At 63.3% G+C, this 14624-nt stretch carries 15 protein-coding genes; 7 read left to right on the forward strand and 8 right to left on the reverse strand.

Going from position 1 to position 14624, the window contains the following annotated elements:
* Positions 1–434: 434 nt before the first annotated feature.
* Complete coding sequence (locus BLT09_RS25380) at positions 435–857, reverse strand: hypothetical protein (RefSeq protein WP_091598150.1); 423 nt, start codon at positions 855–857, stop codon at positions 435–437.
* A 623-nt stretch (positions 858–1480) separates the two neighbouring features.
* Here BLT09_RS25380 and BLT09_RS25385 point away from each other — a divergent pair.
* The 7 genes from BLT09_RS25385 (at position 1481) to BLT09_RS25410 (ending at position 5654) form a co-directional block, all read left to right on the forward strand.
* Positions 1481–1816, forward strand: a complete 336-nt coding sequence (locus tag BLT09_RS25385; RefSeq protein WP_091598153.1) for a hypothetical protein — start codon at positions 1481–1483, stop codon at positions 1814–1816.
* 90 nt (positions 1817–1906) lie between these two features.
* The gene (locus BLT09_RS25390) at positions 1907–3388 is read left to right on the forward strand and encodes a multicopper oxidase family protein (protein WP_091598156.1); all 1482 of its coding nucleotides are present in this window, start codon (positions 1907–1909) and stop codon (positions 3386–3388) included.
* A 26-nt stretch (positions 3389–3414) separates the two neighbouring features.
* Complete coding sequence (locus BLT09_RS25395) at positions 3415–3855, forward strand: DUF411 domain-containing protein (protein ID WP_023803572.1); 441 nt, start codon at positions 3415–3417, stop codon at positions 3853–3855.
* Positions 3856–3890: 35 nt separating this feature from the next.
* Complete coding sequence (locus BLT09_RS35560) at positions 3891–4025, forward strand: hypothetical protein (protein ID WP_023803571.1); 135 nt, start codon at positions 3891–3893, stop codon at positions 4023–4025.
* On the forward strand, positions 4022–4471 hold the full coding sequence (locus BLT09_RS25400; protein WP_091598159.1) for a c-type cytochrome: 450 nt from the start codon (positions 4022–4024) through the stop codon (positions 4469–4471). The genes BLT09_RS35560 and BLT09_RS25400 overlap by 4 nt, the downstream gene beginning before the upstream one ends.
* On the forward strand, positions 4468–5013 hold the full coding sequence (locus BLT09_RS25405) for a TlpA family protein disulfide reductase (RefSeq protein ID WP_236473783.1): 546 nt from the start codon (positions 4468–4470) through the stop codon (positions 5011–5013). Before BLT09_RS25400 ends, BLT09_RS25405 begins: the two co-directional genes overlap by 4 nt.
* Positions 5010–5654, forward strand: a complete 645-nt coding sequence (locus BLT09_RS25410) for an SCO family protein (protein WP_091598162.1) — start codon at positions 5010–5012, stop codon at positions 5652–5654. The genes BLT09_RS25405 and BLT09_RS25410 overlap by 4 nt, the downstream gene beginning before the upstream one ends.
* Before the next feature lie 172 nt (positions 5655–5826).
* On the opposite strand, the gene BLT09_RS25415 is transcribed toward BLT09_RS25410, so the two are convergent.
* From BLT09_RS25415 to BLT09_RS25445, 7 genes are all read right to left on the reverse strand, one after another.
* Entirely contained in the window at positions 5827–6615 is a 789-nt protein-coding gene (locus BLT09_RS25415) for a DUF899 domain-containing protein (RefSeq protein ID WP_167366534.1), read from the reverse strand.
* A gap of 195 nt (positions 6616–6810) precedes the next feature.
* Positions 6811–8790 carry a D-apionate lactonase family protein gene (locus BLT09_RS25420; protein WP_091598164.1) on the reverse strand — a complete coding sequence of 660 codons (1980 nt, stop codon included), beginning with the start codon at positions 8788–8790 and terminating at the stop codon, positions 6811–6813.
* A complete protein-coding gene (locus BLT09_RS25425) occupies positions 8787–9881 on the reverse strand; it encodes an ABC transporter ATP-binding protein (protein WP_091598167.1) in 1095 nt (364 codons plus the stop codon). Before BLT09_RS25425 ends, BLT09_RS25420 begins: the two co-directional genes overlap by 4 nt.
* 11 nt (positions 9882–9892) lie before the next feature.
* Complete coding sequence (locus BLT09_RS25430) at positions 9893–10741, reverse strand: carbohydrate ABC transporter permease (protein ID WP_091598170.1); 849 nt, start codon at positions 10739–10741, stop codon at positions 9893–9895.
* Positions 10741–11682, reverse strand: a complete 942-nt coding sequence (locus BLT09_RS25435) for a carbohydrate ABC transporter permease (RefSeq protein WP_091598173.1) — start codon at positions 11680–11682, stop codon at positions 10741–10743. The genes BLT09_RS25430 and BLT09_RS25435 overlap by 1 nt, the downstream gene beginning before the upstream one ends.
* A gap of 111 nt (positions 11683–11793) precedes the next feature.
* Positions 11794–13449: an extracellular solute-binding protein gene (locus BLT09_RS25440; protein WP_091598176.1), complete on the reverse strand. Its 1656-nt coding sequence runs from the start codon at positions 13447–13449 to the stop codon at positions 11794–11796.
* A gap of 114 nt (positions 13450–13563) precedes the next feature.
* Positions 13564–14616 carry an NAD(P)-dependent oxidoreductase gene (locus tag BLT09_RS25445; RefSeq protein ID WP_091598179.1) on the reverse strand — a complete coding sequence of 351 codons (1053 nt, stop codon included), beginning with the start codon at positions 14614–14616 and terminating at the stop codon, positions 13564–13566.
* Positions 14617–14624: the final 8 nt, after the last annotated feature.

Consider the following 14624-nt stretch of genomic DNA (forward strand, 5'->3'; position numbering starts at 1 on the left):
CGCTCCCGATAGCTGTCGCCCAAATACCGCAGCTCGACATCGGCGAGGCGGAACCGAGCGAGAAGGACGGGGCGACTATCCCGACCGTGAGATCGACTGCCAGGAGGCGATGGAGCCAAGCTTTCAGGCGATCGTCGACTGCATGCTGGGAGCAGGCTGGACGCGGGGAGATCAGCTGTTCGCCGGTTGCGCCGCCGCCGCGAACTGGCCGAACTACTGGCGATCATCGCCATCGTTTCGCGCGGCGATCCAAGGAAATCGGGAAACAGATCAAGCAGCTGTCGGGGGACTAGGGTCAAAACTCAATCAGCCGGTGATCGACAATGGCCGGGATGGAAGGCGGCCCGTCGCTGGACGTTCCCCCACCACGACAGATAGGCGCTCGGGTATCTCTTTTAGGGCAGCCATAGCCACTCTTCCACCCATCGCTTACTTCATGCGGGCATCAAATCGATGACCCGCATGATTGCGACGGCACTGCTCGTGTTCTGGGTGCCTTCGGTCGTATCTGCTTTGGCGCAGGTCCAAACATCGCCCTTCTTGACGGTGAACTTTTTCTCGTTCTGAACGACAGAAAGTTCTCCCTCGGTCAGGTGGCAGAGCATGTCATTCTTCATCACGTTGTCCGGCGTCTTCGCCCCGGGTTGGATTACAACATCGCGTAGCATGACCGTTTTATAAGCCGGTATGACCGAAGCCCGCTCACCAAGCGCTACAACTCTGACACCGGGGCCGACCTCCTTGCCCTCATCGGGGCCGTAAGTCTGTGCGGCGGCTGGGGTCGCCCAAGCGATCAGTGGCGTTGCGGCCACTGTAAGACCGAGTGCAAGTGTGGATCTACGATTGACGGCTTCCATTGCTTCCTCCCTATCAAAAGTTGGTCGGAAAGGTAGGCCAACAAGTCAAGGATGAGCCGTTGCGGCTCAAAGTCAACTGATCTTCCGTTGAGTTTTGAGCCTAGCGCCGGATGGATAACTGCCTGACGACACGAGGAACTCGGAGTGCGAATTGCTCTTGCGGTGACAACGGTGCGTGACGCTAGTGAACCCGGCTTAACCCACTGCATCGTCGGCCGCTTCTTCATCTCCTTGGGCGCCTCGCCGGCATGCTGGAGGCCCTTCCACAGCCGCTTCCAACTCAGTGAAGGCGGCGCGGCTCCCGCAAAAGGAAACGCCGAGGTCGGGGCGCAGCTCGCAATTGCACGCTCCATGATCCGCGCCGGCCGGCCACTCTAGAATCATAACTAGCGGACTTCGCGTCTTAGGCTACTCGGAACCGCTTAATGCCGCCGCGGTCCAGAAGCCAGCGCAATGGCACCAAAGGCGGTTATAATCTCACGCCAGACAATTTCCGGAACCTAGTCAGACATTCCAAGGCAGCCTGCAACAAATCGCCTCCCGTCGGCATCCGTTTGCGGCGGTCATGGTTCACCTGCGACCGAATCTGGACACGGCGCAGAGCCAGGACTACTGTCTACTCAATGAGCAGGTTCGTCCGCATCCTCGCAGTCGTCTTCCTCGCGGCCTTCGCCCTCGGCACGGCGGCGCATGCCGCGGCTTTGACGGACATGTCCCTGAAGATGTCGATGGCTGAGATGGACGGCGACATGCCCGACTGCCAGAACTGTCCCGGCGATGACGGCCAGGCGTCGGCATGCGACCAGTTCTGCGTTACCTCGCTTGTCGCGATCTGCACGCCTGCCGCGGCCGAGCTGCCGCATTTCGCCGGTATCGTATCCTTGCCTCCCGGAGAACCGTCCGACGGCCGCACCGGTCCGCCTGAGCCCTATCCTCCCCGAACCACCTTCCTGAGCTGACACGGCCGCGGCATCCGCTCGCGACCGACCCGTCGACGCGCCCGGCTACGTCCGCGCGTCAAAAAAGCCTATTCCGGAATGGTTGATCCAATGCCCTATCCACGTGTGCCGGCGCTGACGCGTCGAACCTTCCTCGCATCGGCCGCCGCCGTTTCGGCGGGCGTGGTGCTTCCACCGCGATCCGACGCCGCAGGCCTTCGCGAGTTCCGGATCCGCGCCGGACCGGGACGCGCCCAGATCGCGCCAGAGCCGCATGGCGATACCCCCATCTGGTGCTATGACGGCAGCCTGCCCGGTCCGGAAATTCGCATCCGCCAGGGAGAACGCCTGCGGGTGGCGGTCGAGAACAAACTCAACGAAGAGACGACGGTGCACTGGCACGGTTTGCGAGTCCCGAACGCGATGGACGGCGTGCCGCACCTCACGCAGGCGCCGATCTGGCCCGGCGAGACCTTTGCCTACGAGTTCGATGCCGTCGACGCAGGCACCTTCTGGTACCATCCGCACCATCGCAGTTTCGAGCAGGTCGGCAGAGGCCTCTACGGCCCGCTGATCGTGGAGGAAGCCGATCCCATCCGGGTCGACCGCGAAGTCACATGGGTGCTGTCCGACTGGCGGCTGACCAAAACCGCCGAGATGCGGGAAGACTTCGGCAACCGCCATGACATGATGCACAACGGCCGGGTCGGAAACACGGTCACGATCAATGGCCGCGTACCGGATGTCTTTCAGGTGCGAAACGGAGAACGCATCCGGCTGCGGCTGATCAACGCCGCCACCGCCCGCATTTTCGGCCTCGACTTCGGGAACCATCAGCCTGCCGTCATCGCGCTGGACGGGCAGCCAGTGGAGCCGCATGTGCCGGAAGGCGGACTGGTCGTGCTGGGGCCCGCGATGCGCGCCGACCTCATCCTCGACATGACGGCTGACGCCGGAAGCCGGGTTTCCGTGATCGACCGCTTCTACGAGGGCCTCGAATACCGCCTGGTCGACCTAGCCTATGCCGGTAATCCGCTCAGGCAGGCGGCTCCCGACTGGCCTGTCGCCCTCCCGCCCAACCCGCTGCCGGAGCCGGACCTTGCATCGGCCGTCCGGCACGAGGTCACCTTCAACGGCGGCATGATGGGAGCCATGGTCATGCAGGAGATGGGCGGCAGCATGGGCGACACGCGCAAGCATTTCCCCGGCGCGGTTGGCGGCATGATGGGCAGCATGGGCGGCATGATGAACATGATGCACTCCGGCGGCATCTGGTTCATCAACGGCATCGCGGCGGAAGGGCACGTCATGGACCCGATGCTGACGCTTGCGCGGGACAAGAGCCATGCCATCGCGATGACCAACGCGACGGCCTGGCATCATCCGATCCACCTGCACGGCCATTCCTTCCGGGTGATCTCCCGGAACGGCAAGCCGAGCAAGCACCGCGAGTGGCAGGACACGGTGCTCATGTCTCCGCGCGAGCGGGTGGAGATCGCCCTCGTTGCCGACAATCCGGGCGACTGGATGCTCCATTGCCACATACTCGAACACCAGGCCGCCGGGATGATGGGCGTCTTCCGCGTCGCCTGACCAATCCCTCAAAAGGAGAACCGAAAATGCGTACTATCCTGAATGCCGTCGCCCTCGCTTCCTTCGTCTGGGCTGCCGTCCCGGCGCTCGCGGGCGAGAAGGACGTCACCCTCTACAAGAACCCGCAGTGCGGCTGCTGCGAAGGCTATGCCGAGTACCTGCGGGAGAACGGCTTCACCGTCACCAGCAAGGCCACCCACGACCTCGCCGAGATGAGCCGCGAGGCAGGCATCGCGGACGAATTCCAGGGCTGCCACCTGTCATTCGTGGATGGCTACGTCGTCAGCGGCCACGTCCCCGTCGGCACGGTCAAGAAGCTGCTCACGGAGCGGCCCGACATTAAGGGCGTGACGCTGCCCGGCATGCCAATGGGCTCGCCGGGAATGAGCGGCACCAAGGAAGCGCCGTTCGAGATGCTGGAGATCACCAAGTCTGGCAGCGTGGGCGGCGTATACGCGCGGGAATAGGCCTGCAACGAGACGCGGAAAAGGAGCCGACAACGATGGACGGCGGAATGATGGAAGGCATGGGCGGCATGATGCTGGGCATGGGTGTGGGCTGGCTTCTGCTCGCAGTTGCGCTCGTTCTCGCGGTCGCGACCTTGGTGAAGTACCTGTTCTTCAGCGGCCGCAAATGAGCAGGCAGGCTGTTATCCTCGGCTTCGCGGCGCTCTTGGGAGTTGCCGCCCTCGCCTTGATCTGGTCGTTCGGAGCAAGCGAGGCCGCGGCAGTTGCGCGGGGACGGCAGCTCTATTCCGCGAACTGCGCCTCCTGCCACGGGGCCAGCCTCGAAGGCCAGCCTGACTGGAAGAGGCAGCTTCCCTCGGGACGCATGCCCGCTCCGCCGCACGATGCGTCCGGGCACACCTGGCACCACCCGGACGGGGTGCTGTTCCGGATCACCAAAAAGGGTCCAGCCGCCGTGGTGGGCAACGGGTACGCTAGCGACATGCCGGGATTCGAGGACATTTTGAGCGACGAGGAGATCCGCGCCGTTCTCGCCTTCATCAAGAGCACATGGCCGGAGCGGGAGCGCGCCTACCAGTCGGAGATGAGCCGCCGCGAGCAGGAGAAGACGCAGTGAAGACGATCCTGTCGGCGCTGATACTTGCCGTCGTTGTGGCCGTGGGCAACGCGCACGCGCAGGAACCGACAGTGATGCCGCTGCACGAGGAGCCGCAGCCCTTGCCCGAGCTCATCCTCGCCGACGAGGCGGGAGAGCCGCAATCTCTCGAAGATTGGCGCGGCAAGATGGTGCTGCTCAACGTCTGGGCGACCTGGTGTGCGCCCTGCCGGGCCGAAATGCCCACGCTCAACCGCCTTCAGGGGCGGCTCGGCGGCGAGGGATTCGATGTCGTCGCCCTTTCGGTGGACCGAGCGGGAGGCGGCGCAGTCCGGAAGTTCTTCGACGAGATCGGGGTCAAACTCCCCGTCTTCATCGACCAGGACGGGACTGCGATCCGCGCGTTGGGACTGTTCGGCCTGCCAGCCACGCTTCTGATCGGCCCCGACGGAAACGAGCTCGCGCGGCTCGCCGGACCCGCCGAATGGGACACCCCCGAGATGGTTTCCTTCTTCGAAGGGATCATCGTACGAGAACTCGACCAAACCGGAGAACGGAGATGAACAGAAAAACACTTCTCGCCGCGATGGCCGTCACGTCTGTCCTCGCGCTTCCCGCATTTGCCCATCATCCGGGCGCCGATCTCGACAGGCTTATGGGCAGCGAGGAGAAGTATTTCCAGGCGATCGATGCTCCCGCAGCGCCGGGATTCGATCTGGCCGACGACGAAGGCAATCCGGTCCGCCTCTCGGACTTCGCCGACAAGGTCGTTGTACTCAATTTCGTGTTCGCGAGTTGCACCGACGTCTGCCCGCTGCACTCCGACCTGATCGCCCGCGTCCAGGCGATGGTCAACGAAACGCCCATGAAGGACCTGGTGCAGTTCCTGACGGTGACGACAGACCCGAAGTCAGACACGCCCGAGGTCATGAAGGGATACGGCGAAGCGCACGGGCTCGACCCGCGCAACTGGACCTTCCTGACCACCCGCGAAGGGCAGGCGGAGGATGCGACGCGCAAGCTGTCCGAGCAATACAACGTCCGTTTCGATCCGCTCGAAGGCGGCCAGCAGATGCATGGCTTGGTGACGCACGTGATCGACCGCGGCGGGCGCTTCGCGGCCAAGTTCCACGGCCTCAGGTTCGATCCGCTGAACCTGGTCATGTACGTCAATGGGCTGACGAACAGCGTGAATCGGCCGTGATCAATTGACTTGATCCAGCACTACCGCCGGACGCCCTCCGAGGTTGTCCGGTTGGGGGAACAACACGGCAACAGCGCACGGATCGCTCATGAGCCGCCGCGCCAGCGCCGCTGGGAACAGGATTCCTGCGATTCGACGCCGCCGCCGTCGATCTCAGCGGATCAGGTCTGGTTCATTGCTTCGTGCTCGCCTCCCGGAACGCCGCCTCTCCGGCCTCCGACACCTCGGCCCACTTCTTGTCGGCTGCCGGATCCGCGGCGTAGCTGTCGTGCCAGTTCCACCATTTGTAGGCTGGGGTCTGGGGATAGCCTTCGGGCGAGTCCTCCCAGACCTCCTGCCGGCCCAGCGGCGTGATGTCGAGATAGTTCCAGGTGCCGCCCATCTGCTCGTCGCCGCGGTTGTTGATGAAGTAGGTGCGGAACACGCGGTCGCCGTCGCGGATGAACACGTTGTGGCCGTGCCACTCGTCGACACCGAAATCGGCGTCGAAGCTGTCGGTGAGGGTGAACCATGGTATCTCCCAGCCCATCCGCGCCTTCAACCGCGCAATATCCGCCTGCGGCGCACGCGAGACAAAGACGAGAGTGGTGTCACGGGCGTTCAGATGAGCGAGGTGGGCGACCTGGTCGGCCACCATGGAGCAGCCGCGGCAGGCATGGTCGGGCCAGCCGAACACTCCCGGCTCGAAGAAGGCACGGTAGACGATCAGCTGACGCCGACCGTCGAACAGGTCGAGCAGGCTCACCTTCCCGTCGGGCCCCTCGAACGCATAATTCTTCTCCACCGCCATCCACGGCATCCGCCGCCGCTCGGCGGCCAGCGCGTCACGGGCGCGGGTCTGGGCCTTTTCCTTCACGAGCAGCTGCTCGTGGGCCGCTTCCCACTCCTGCGGCGACACCACCGGTGGTGTGCGCATGGCAATCTGTCCGCTTTTCCGTTCGCTCTTGGCTGCTGAAGTCATGGCTTCCTCCTGATCTGGGCGAATTCCCGCGTCGCTGAAGCACGGCTCATTCGCTGCTCATCGCTGGTTGTTGGGCCTAAACTAGTTTGGCACCGGAAAACGACCAGTGGGAGTAACAAGTGTGACGCTATTCCCGCCGGTCAAAACAACCGCGGCGGGTGGCCGCATCAACCCACCAATCTACCGTCCACCGGGCTATGCCGAAGACGAACGGTGGAGATCGACTCGCGCCACGGCGTAGGCGTCAAGAGAGATGACTTGGTCATCCAACCGTCTTCCGGCACTTTCCATGAAATTCGGATCGGCTGCCGCCCGCTCGAACTGGTCGGCAGCAAGAAGAGCAATGCGGGCGCTGATCGGCGTATTCGAAAGCTGCACTGATTGCTTATTGGCAGTGAGATTCGAGAGCCACAGCGTCGTGCGCCCATCTTTTTCGGCCGCGATCGCAGCGATGTTGTCAGCTCCGGAAGTTCCCACGGACAGCAGGGTGGCCCCGCTGAGCTTTGAGAGGCCTGCCATGACATGGAAAGCGGGATACACCATTCGGCCATCCTGTTCGTCAAACCACGGCTGCACGAAATCGGCCTTCCTGTGGACGTGTCCGAACGGGCCGGTGAAGTCGCCGAATGCGACGGCCTCGATTCCCTCGCGCGCGCAGGCCGCGAAATAGCCGACTGTCCAAGCCGCATTGAACAGGCCGCGCTGCCGAGGATCGATGCGGCTCAGACAGACGCGACCGTTCGCTTCATTCGGCGCAGTGGACTTGCCGTAGGGGTTCTCGCGGCAGCCGAGCTGGCTGGGACCTATACGCAGGGGCAAGCGGTCGCCCATGAAAGCACGGGTAGAGCGGATCAGATGGGGGATAGCCTGAAGCGTCTCCATCACCGAAACGTCATCTGCTGCGTGCACGTTTGGACAGGTGGTGAAGGTTGCGTAGTCGAGCGCTCCGGTTGGCGGACGCTTGCGGTTTAGCTCGGTGAAGTATGCGGCCATGCCGCCGCCCAGCGCCACCCCGGGGAAAGCCCGGCGGGCGGCGGCGTAGTTTTGCTCGAAGGTGGGCATCGCCGGCCACGGTGCTCCCGGCTGCACCGACTTCATGTCCTGCGCCGGAAAGACGGAGACAGCTTCTGGATTGAGGCGAAGGCTTTGGACAGCATCCGCGAGAGGCGCCAATTCGCCGAAAGGATCGAGCGTGCCCTTGGTGATGATCTCAAGTACGACGCCAGCGCCGGTCAACTGTGCCAGGGCGGTGTAACCTTCAAGTTCATCCTGGCCGTGCCCGAACCGGAGATCGACTTGGCAGACCACCCACTGCGGAGCCAATGGTCGAATGAGCTCGGCGACTTCAAACGCGTGCTTCGCCTCGTCGGCAGCGACGCCGATGCCAATGCGGGGCACTCGACCGATGGCTCTGCCAATCGTCAGGTTGATGGATGGATCGGGGTTTTTGGAAGACCCGGCAGGGAGCGTTCCCAACAGCTGAAGTCGGACGGCCTGCGTGAATTTCTCGCCTTTCGGCAATCTGTAGGGCCACGGGCGACGCAGGGGACGGACATAGGTTTTGTAGGAGGCGTCGGACCAATTGCGCTGATCCTCCATCTCAAAGGCGTCACCTTCCATGGTGCATGTGGCCCAGATTCCAGGCACGATCTCGTGCGAAAGCGCGCGAATGTCGGTGAACGGACACCTAGGATCGATGGTGTCCGGAAAAAGCGAGAGTTTTTCGCGACCGTCCTCGTGCAGCACCTTTACCGGCTTGCCGGCCAAACCCTCGATCGGATGCAGCACGACGAAGCCGGTTCTGTTGGTCAATACGTCAGTTTCGGGCTCTGCCTCCACCACAAACGACAGCGCACCGTCGCTCCCGCCTGCGATCCGCGCCTGGTAGACCAGCCGACCGCACGCACCGGCGCATGTTCCACGGTAGGCGACGCTGAACGCATCCCGCTTTTCATCGACCTGGAGGTCATCGAGAACGGGCGTTTCGGTTCCCCAGTTCTCGTCGCGTACGAGAAATGAGATCCCGCGCAGAACCTCGACCCCGCCGATACGCACATAGCGTATCGCCCCATTGTCAAACTCGACCGACAAGGGTCCCGCGCGCAGTGTCCGCAACTGCGGATCGACCTGTTCGGTCCCACACAAGCGGATTGCTCGAGGTGCTGCCGTGGTCAAATCGCTCTCTCGGTCTTGGCGTCGAAAATCGAGGCCCGGTTCATGTTGATGTCGATCGGCAGTCTCTCGCCGGGACGACTGACGTCGTGCGCCTGCAGTTCCGCCATCACCGGCGCGCCGGCCAGGCGGAAGGTCGCATAGCTGCGCGAGCCGGTCGGCTGCAGCAGGTCGATCGTTGCGTCGTAGCGAAACGTGCCCTGCGCAGGTGTCGCAGCATGCGCGCGCGTCAGATGTTCTGGCCGCAGTCCAAGCAGCACCGCCTGTCCGTCAATGGCGCCATTCAGGCTCCGGCCGGGGGCGACCGGAAGCAGCGCCTCGGAGAGCCGGATGGCGGCAGCGCTGCCGTCCAACTTCAGCGTGCCCGGCAGGAAGCTCATCCGCGGCGAACCGAGAAAGCCAGCGACGAAGGTCGAGGCGGGGCGCTCGAACAGCTCGAGCGGCGCGCCCTGCTGCTCGATCATTCCGTCGCGCATCAGCACGATGCGGTCAGCCAGAGTCATCGCTTCGATCTGGTCATGGGTGACGTAGATCATCGTTGTCGCAATGTCCTGGTGAAGGCGCTTGATCTCGCCGCGCATCTCGTCGCGAAGCTGCGCGTCGAGGTTGGACAGCGGCTCGTCGAACAGGAAAATGCGCGGGCTGCGGACAATGGCGCGGCCGATGGCGACCCGCTGGCGCTGCCCGCCGGACAATTGGCGCGGAAAGCGCCCGAGCAGCGGGGTGATGCCAAGCATGCGCGCCGCCTCGGCGACGCGCGTCTCCACCTCCGATTTCGGCATTTTTCGCGCCTTTAGGCCGAAGCCAATGTTTTTCGCCACGTTCATGTGGGGATAAAGCGCATAGTCCTGGAACACCATCGCCACGTCACGGTCGCGCGGTCGGAAATCGTTGACCACTTCGCCGCCGATCTCGATCGTGCCTTCCGAACTCTCCTCCAGCCCTGCAATGGTCCTCAAGAGCGTACTCTTGCCACAGCCGGACGGGCCGACCAGCACGGTGAACTCGCCGTCGCGAATGTCCAGGTCTATGCCACGCACGGCATGGAAGGCGCCGTAGCGCTTGTGCAAGCCGGTGATCCTGACTTCGGCCATGCCGACCCTTTCTATCCGCGAACAGCGCCGAGCGTGAGCCCGCGCACGAGATGTCGTTGGGCAAGTACTCCCAGCGCGATCGACGGCACGAGGGAGACGATGGCCAGGGCTGCCGCCTCGCCATATTGCGCGCCCTGGAAACCGATGAAGGCGCGAAACACCGTTGGCAGCGTGAAAGCAGTGCGGCTGGTCAGAATCAGCGCGAAGAAGAACTCCGTCCAGCAGGCGATGAAGGCGAAGACCGCCGCCGCGACGATGCCTGGCGCGGCGAGCGGCACTGCGACGCGCCAGAACGCCTCCCACCGCGTGCAGCCGTCGACAAGGGCCGCCTCCTCCATCGATTTCGGCATGCCGCGGAAATAAGCGAACATCATCCATACCGACACCGGCAGCGTGAACACCGTATAGGCGACGATCAGGCCGATATGCGTGTCGTAGAGGCCAACGCCGCGGTAGATCAGGAACACCGGCAGCACGATGCCGATGGGCGGTAGGAAGCGCTGCGACAGCACCCAGAACGACAGATGCTGGCCGCCGGTGTTGTAGCGCGCCAGGCTGTAGGCCATCAGCGTGCCGAACAGGGCCGAGAGCACCGTTGCCGACAGCGAGATGATCAGGCTGTTGATCAGCCCGTCGAGGCCGCGATATGCGAACAGCGCGGCTTCATAGTGGACAAGGGTGGGTGCGGTTGGGAACCAGACCGGCGGCACGGTGAGATAGTCGTCGCTCGGCTTGATCGAGGTGTTGAACATCCAGTAGAGCGGCCACAACACGAAGACCAGGAAGAAGCCGAGCAGCAGGATGCGGCCGACCGGTATCGACCGGCGTTTCGGGCGACGGACAGGCGCGACGGCCGCCATCAGACCGGCTCCGTCTTCAAAAGCCGTCGCACCAGCAGCATCACCACGAGCGCGGTGAAGATCAGGAACAACCAGCTTCCGGCGGTCGCCTGCGACAGGTGGAACTGGGTGAAGCCGACGGTGTAGAGATAGTAGGAGGCGGTGTAGGTCCGCGTGCCTGGCCCGCCGCCGGTCATGATGAAAATAGTATCGAACATGCGGATTGCATCGAGCAGCCGAAAAGTCAGCGCCAGCAGCATCATTGGCGCGAGATGCGGCAGGGTTATCGCCCAGAACGCTTGCCAGGCATTGACCCCGTCGAGTTCCGCCGCCTCGTAAAGGTTCGGGGGAATGGCGGTAAGCCCGGCGAGCAGGATGACGAACATGAACGGTGTCCACTGCCAAACATCGGCGATAATCAGCGAAACATAGAGCCATGGCGATTCGGTCATCCAGCCGATCGTCACCTCCTGCCCCAGAAGTTGCGTCAAAATGTAGTTGGTCGGCCCGAAAGGCCTCTGCAGCAGCAGCGTCCAAGCCTGGCCGACGATGACCGGGCTGATGAACAGCGGCACGATCAGGATCGACATGATCACCCCGCGGCCCGGAAAGCTGCGAACCATGGTCAGCGCCACCAGAAGGCCGAGAACGAATTCGATAGCGACGCTAATCCCCGACAGCCACGCTGTCAGCAAAAGCGACCAGCGCGCGACGGGATCGAACACGACGCGCTCGAAATTCTTCAATCCGACAAAGGCGTGGCCCGGCACCTGGAAATCATAGTTGATGAAAGACACGACCAGCGAGAACAGCAGCGGATAGACCGACAGCGCCAGGATCAGCAGTACCGCTGGCGCCACCAGCAGCCATTTGAAGTGGCGGTCCGCCCATTGTGCGAAGCCCGACAGTCGTGGCGGGGCGCCAGTTGCCTTCAAGCGACTGATGGTTGCGGTATGCTGCATCAATTACATCCAAAATCTGCCTGGCGGTTGCGACGAGGTGTTGCGGACCAAGCGCCCGCAACACCGATTTTGGTCAAGGATGCCGGCCGGCGTCCTTTATGCAGGCCAAACTCAGAGGGTGACCGCCATGCCGAGCTTCTCCACCGTGTTGTCGGCAGTAGCGCCCGGCAGTTTCAGGAACTCGGTGTAGAATGCCTTCTGCGAATCCACGCCGAGCCGGTCGGTCGTCTCATTCCACTCGGCCGCCGCTGTTTCTAGCGACGCCTTCGGATCCGCACCGGCCCACACAGCTGTGCACATGCGGTCGATGCTCAGGAAATAATCCTGCGCGCCGGGCATGATCGGGTCGAGAAGGCCGACATTGGCCGAGTTGTTAAGATTGCTCAGATACTCCTTGGCGCTCGGGAACAGCGCGCCGTAAAGCTCGGATTTGAAGTGGGAGATGCGGTAGGGATCGCGCAGGGCGTAGGGCAGCATGCAGCGTGCAAGCGAGACCGGCGGCGAGCAGGCCCACTGCATGAACAGGTAGGCCGCTTCGGGGTTCGCCGAATCCGCCGACAGCGCCTTATTGTAGCCGGTCGCATGTTCAGGATTGCCGGGCACGACCGCGTAGCCGACCTTGCCGGCGATCTGCGATTGCGGGATGAAGTTGATTGCGGTGGCCGACTGCGAATAGTTCGCGGCCATGCGGCCAGACGGCGGCCAGGAGTAGATCATCGCTACCTTGCCGGTCAGGAACGCCGCCCACAGCGAGACGGCGTCGAGTTCATTGTTGCCGGGAATCGACGCCGCATTGGCTGCAATCATGTTCTGCAGCGTCTTCACGCCGGCATCCGAAACCAAGCCGGCCTTCATGTCGTCGCCGAACAGTTTTCCACCGTTGGCGCGGTACTGCTGCAGAAAGTCGAACTGGTTGCCGGGACTGCCCGCCTTGCGGAAATGGCCAGCGCCATAAACGTTCGGCGCCATCTGGTCGGTGATGAACTGGGCGATCTGGGCATATTCCTCCCAGGTCTTCGGCGGCGCCAGCTTGGCGTTGAACTTGGCCTGATAGGCCTCCACCATCTTCGGATCCTCGAAGATGTCCTTGCGGTAGTAGAGAGCGAACATGTCGCCGTCGTCGAAGAAGCCCCAGATCTTGCCCTTGTAGGTCGGCAGCGCCTTGTAGAGCGGATGATAGTCCTCGAGGTCGGCCGGGTTCATGTATTTGGCGATGTAATCGTCGAGAGGTGCGATGACGCCGCCATTGGCCAGCGACGGCGTCCAGGCTGGCGAGATGTCGAGGACGTCATAGGCGCCTGAGCCGGCAATGTGCTCGGCAACGGCCTTGGAGTACTGGTCCGGGTTCGACAGTTCGACCACGTTCGACTTCATGCCCGTAAGCTGCTCCCACATCGGTCCACTGAAATTGCGCGGGTCGAGAGCCTGCAGGCCTGCCTCGTAGGTCATGTTCAGCGTGACGCCCGAATGCGCCTTGGCCGCCTCGACGGCGCGGAAGGCGGAACCATCCGCCGGGCCTTCCATCGACGCCTTCATGGCCGCCGCCTGCGCCTGGCCGAGCGGTGAAGCGGCGTCTGCCAGTTCGAGCTTCTGCTGCGCCAGCGCCCAATCCGTCATCATGGCGAGGATCGGTCCGGACGCCGCCAGCATGCCGGTCATCTGGCCGAAGCGGGTTATGAAAGTTCGGCGGGTGGTTTCGCCGCGCATAAAGGCGTCGACCTCTGCTTCGAGGCCTGCCTGAAAGTCACGTTTTTCATGATCGTTCATAGTGCTTGGTCCTCCCATTTTCGTTTGCCTTCACTCGTCCGCGGGCGCGGCGGTCGAGCATTCCTCTCGTGAAGCCGCCGCGAAGGCGCGGCGGCGCGCCGAATGCTCCTACTCCTATGTCCCGAAGCGGGCGGCGAAACCGGCCAGCCGATTCTTCCATGCCTCGCTTGAAAGCACCTCGCGATTGACCACGCCGCGCGGCTCGCGGCCGTGCTGCACCTCGATGACCGCCTTGACGTCCGCAGCACCGTTTCCGGCAAAACACTGGTCGGTCCAGCAGAGCGCGTGCGGCGTCAGGATAATGTTTTCGAGCTTGAGGATCGGGTCGTCGGCATCCGGCGGCTCCTGCTCCAGCACGTCGAGCCCCGCGCCGGCGATGCGGCGCTCCTGCAGCACTTTCGTCAGCGCCTCCTGGTCGACGATCGGACCGCGCGCGGTGTTGATCAGGTAAGCCGTCGGCTTCATCAGGGCGAGCCGCTCGGCATTGACGATGTGGTGGGTCTGAGGCGTTAGCGGACAGCTCACCGACAGCACATCGGCGCGGCGGAACACATCCTCCAGCCCGACCAGTTCGATGCCCAGTTCGGCAGCGACCTTGCTGTCGGCGAATGGATCATGGGCGACGAATTTCATGTCGAAGGGCTTGGCCAAGCGAAAGACCTCGGCGCCTATATTGCCGATGCCGAGCGAGCCCAACGTACGCCCGACGAGACCAACGCCCATATGTTCCGAACGCTGATTGAACCCGGCAGGCCCCTTGCGGGTCAGCGCGTCCTTGGTGAGCAGCTTGCCGGTCAGTGCCAACATGAAGGTGATGACGGATACGGCGACCGGCCGCCGCACCCCATCGGGCGTGATGACCAGGGCGATGCCGGCGGCGGTGCAGGCCTCGACGTCGACGGTATCGTAGCCGACCCCGAAACGGGCAACGACGGCCAGGCGGTCGCTCTTGGGAACACTGGTCGCATCGAAGCGATGGCTGAGCAGGATCAGTGCATCGAAGTCCTCAAGCTGATCGCCGCGCAGCGGATTGTTCGGCTCCAGGAACGCCATCTCGATGCCGGGCGCATTGCGCAGCGGCTCCAGGTCGAAGTCGGGATAGGTCGGCGCGCCGTCCGGCTTGCGGAAATCACCAGAGAGCGCCACCCTGAACATTGTGTTGGCCATCGTCTCCT

This window comes from Mesorhizobium muleiense, from assembly GCF_900099905.1.
GTDB classification, from domain to species: domain Bacteria; phylum Pseudomonadota; class Alphaproteobacteria; order Rhizobiales; family Rhizobiaceae; genus Mesorhizobium; species Mesorhizobium muleiense.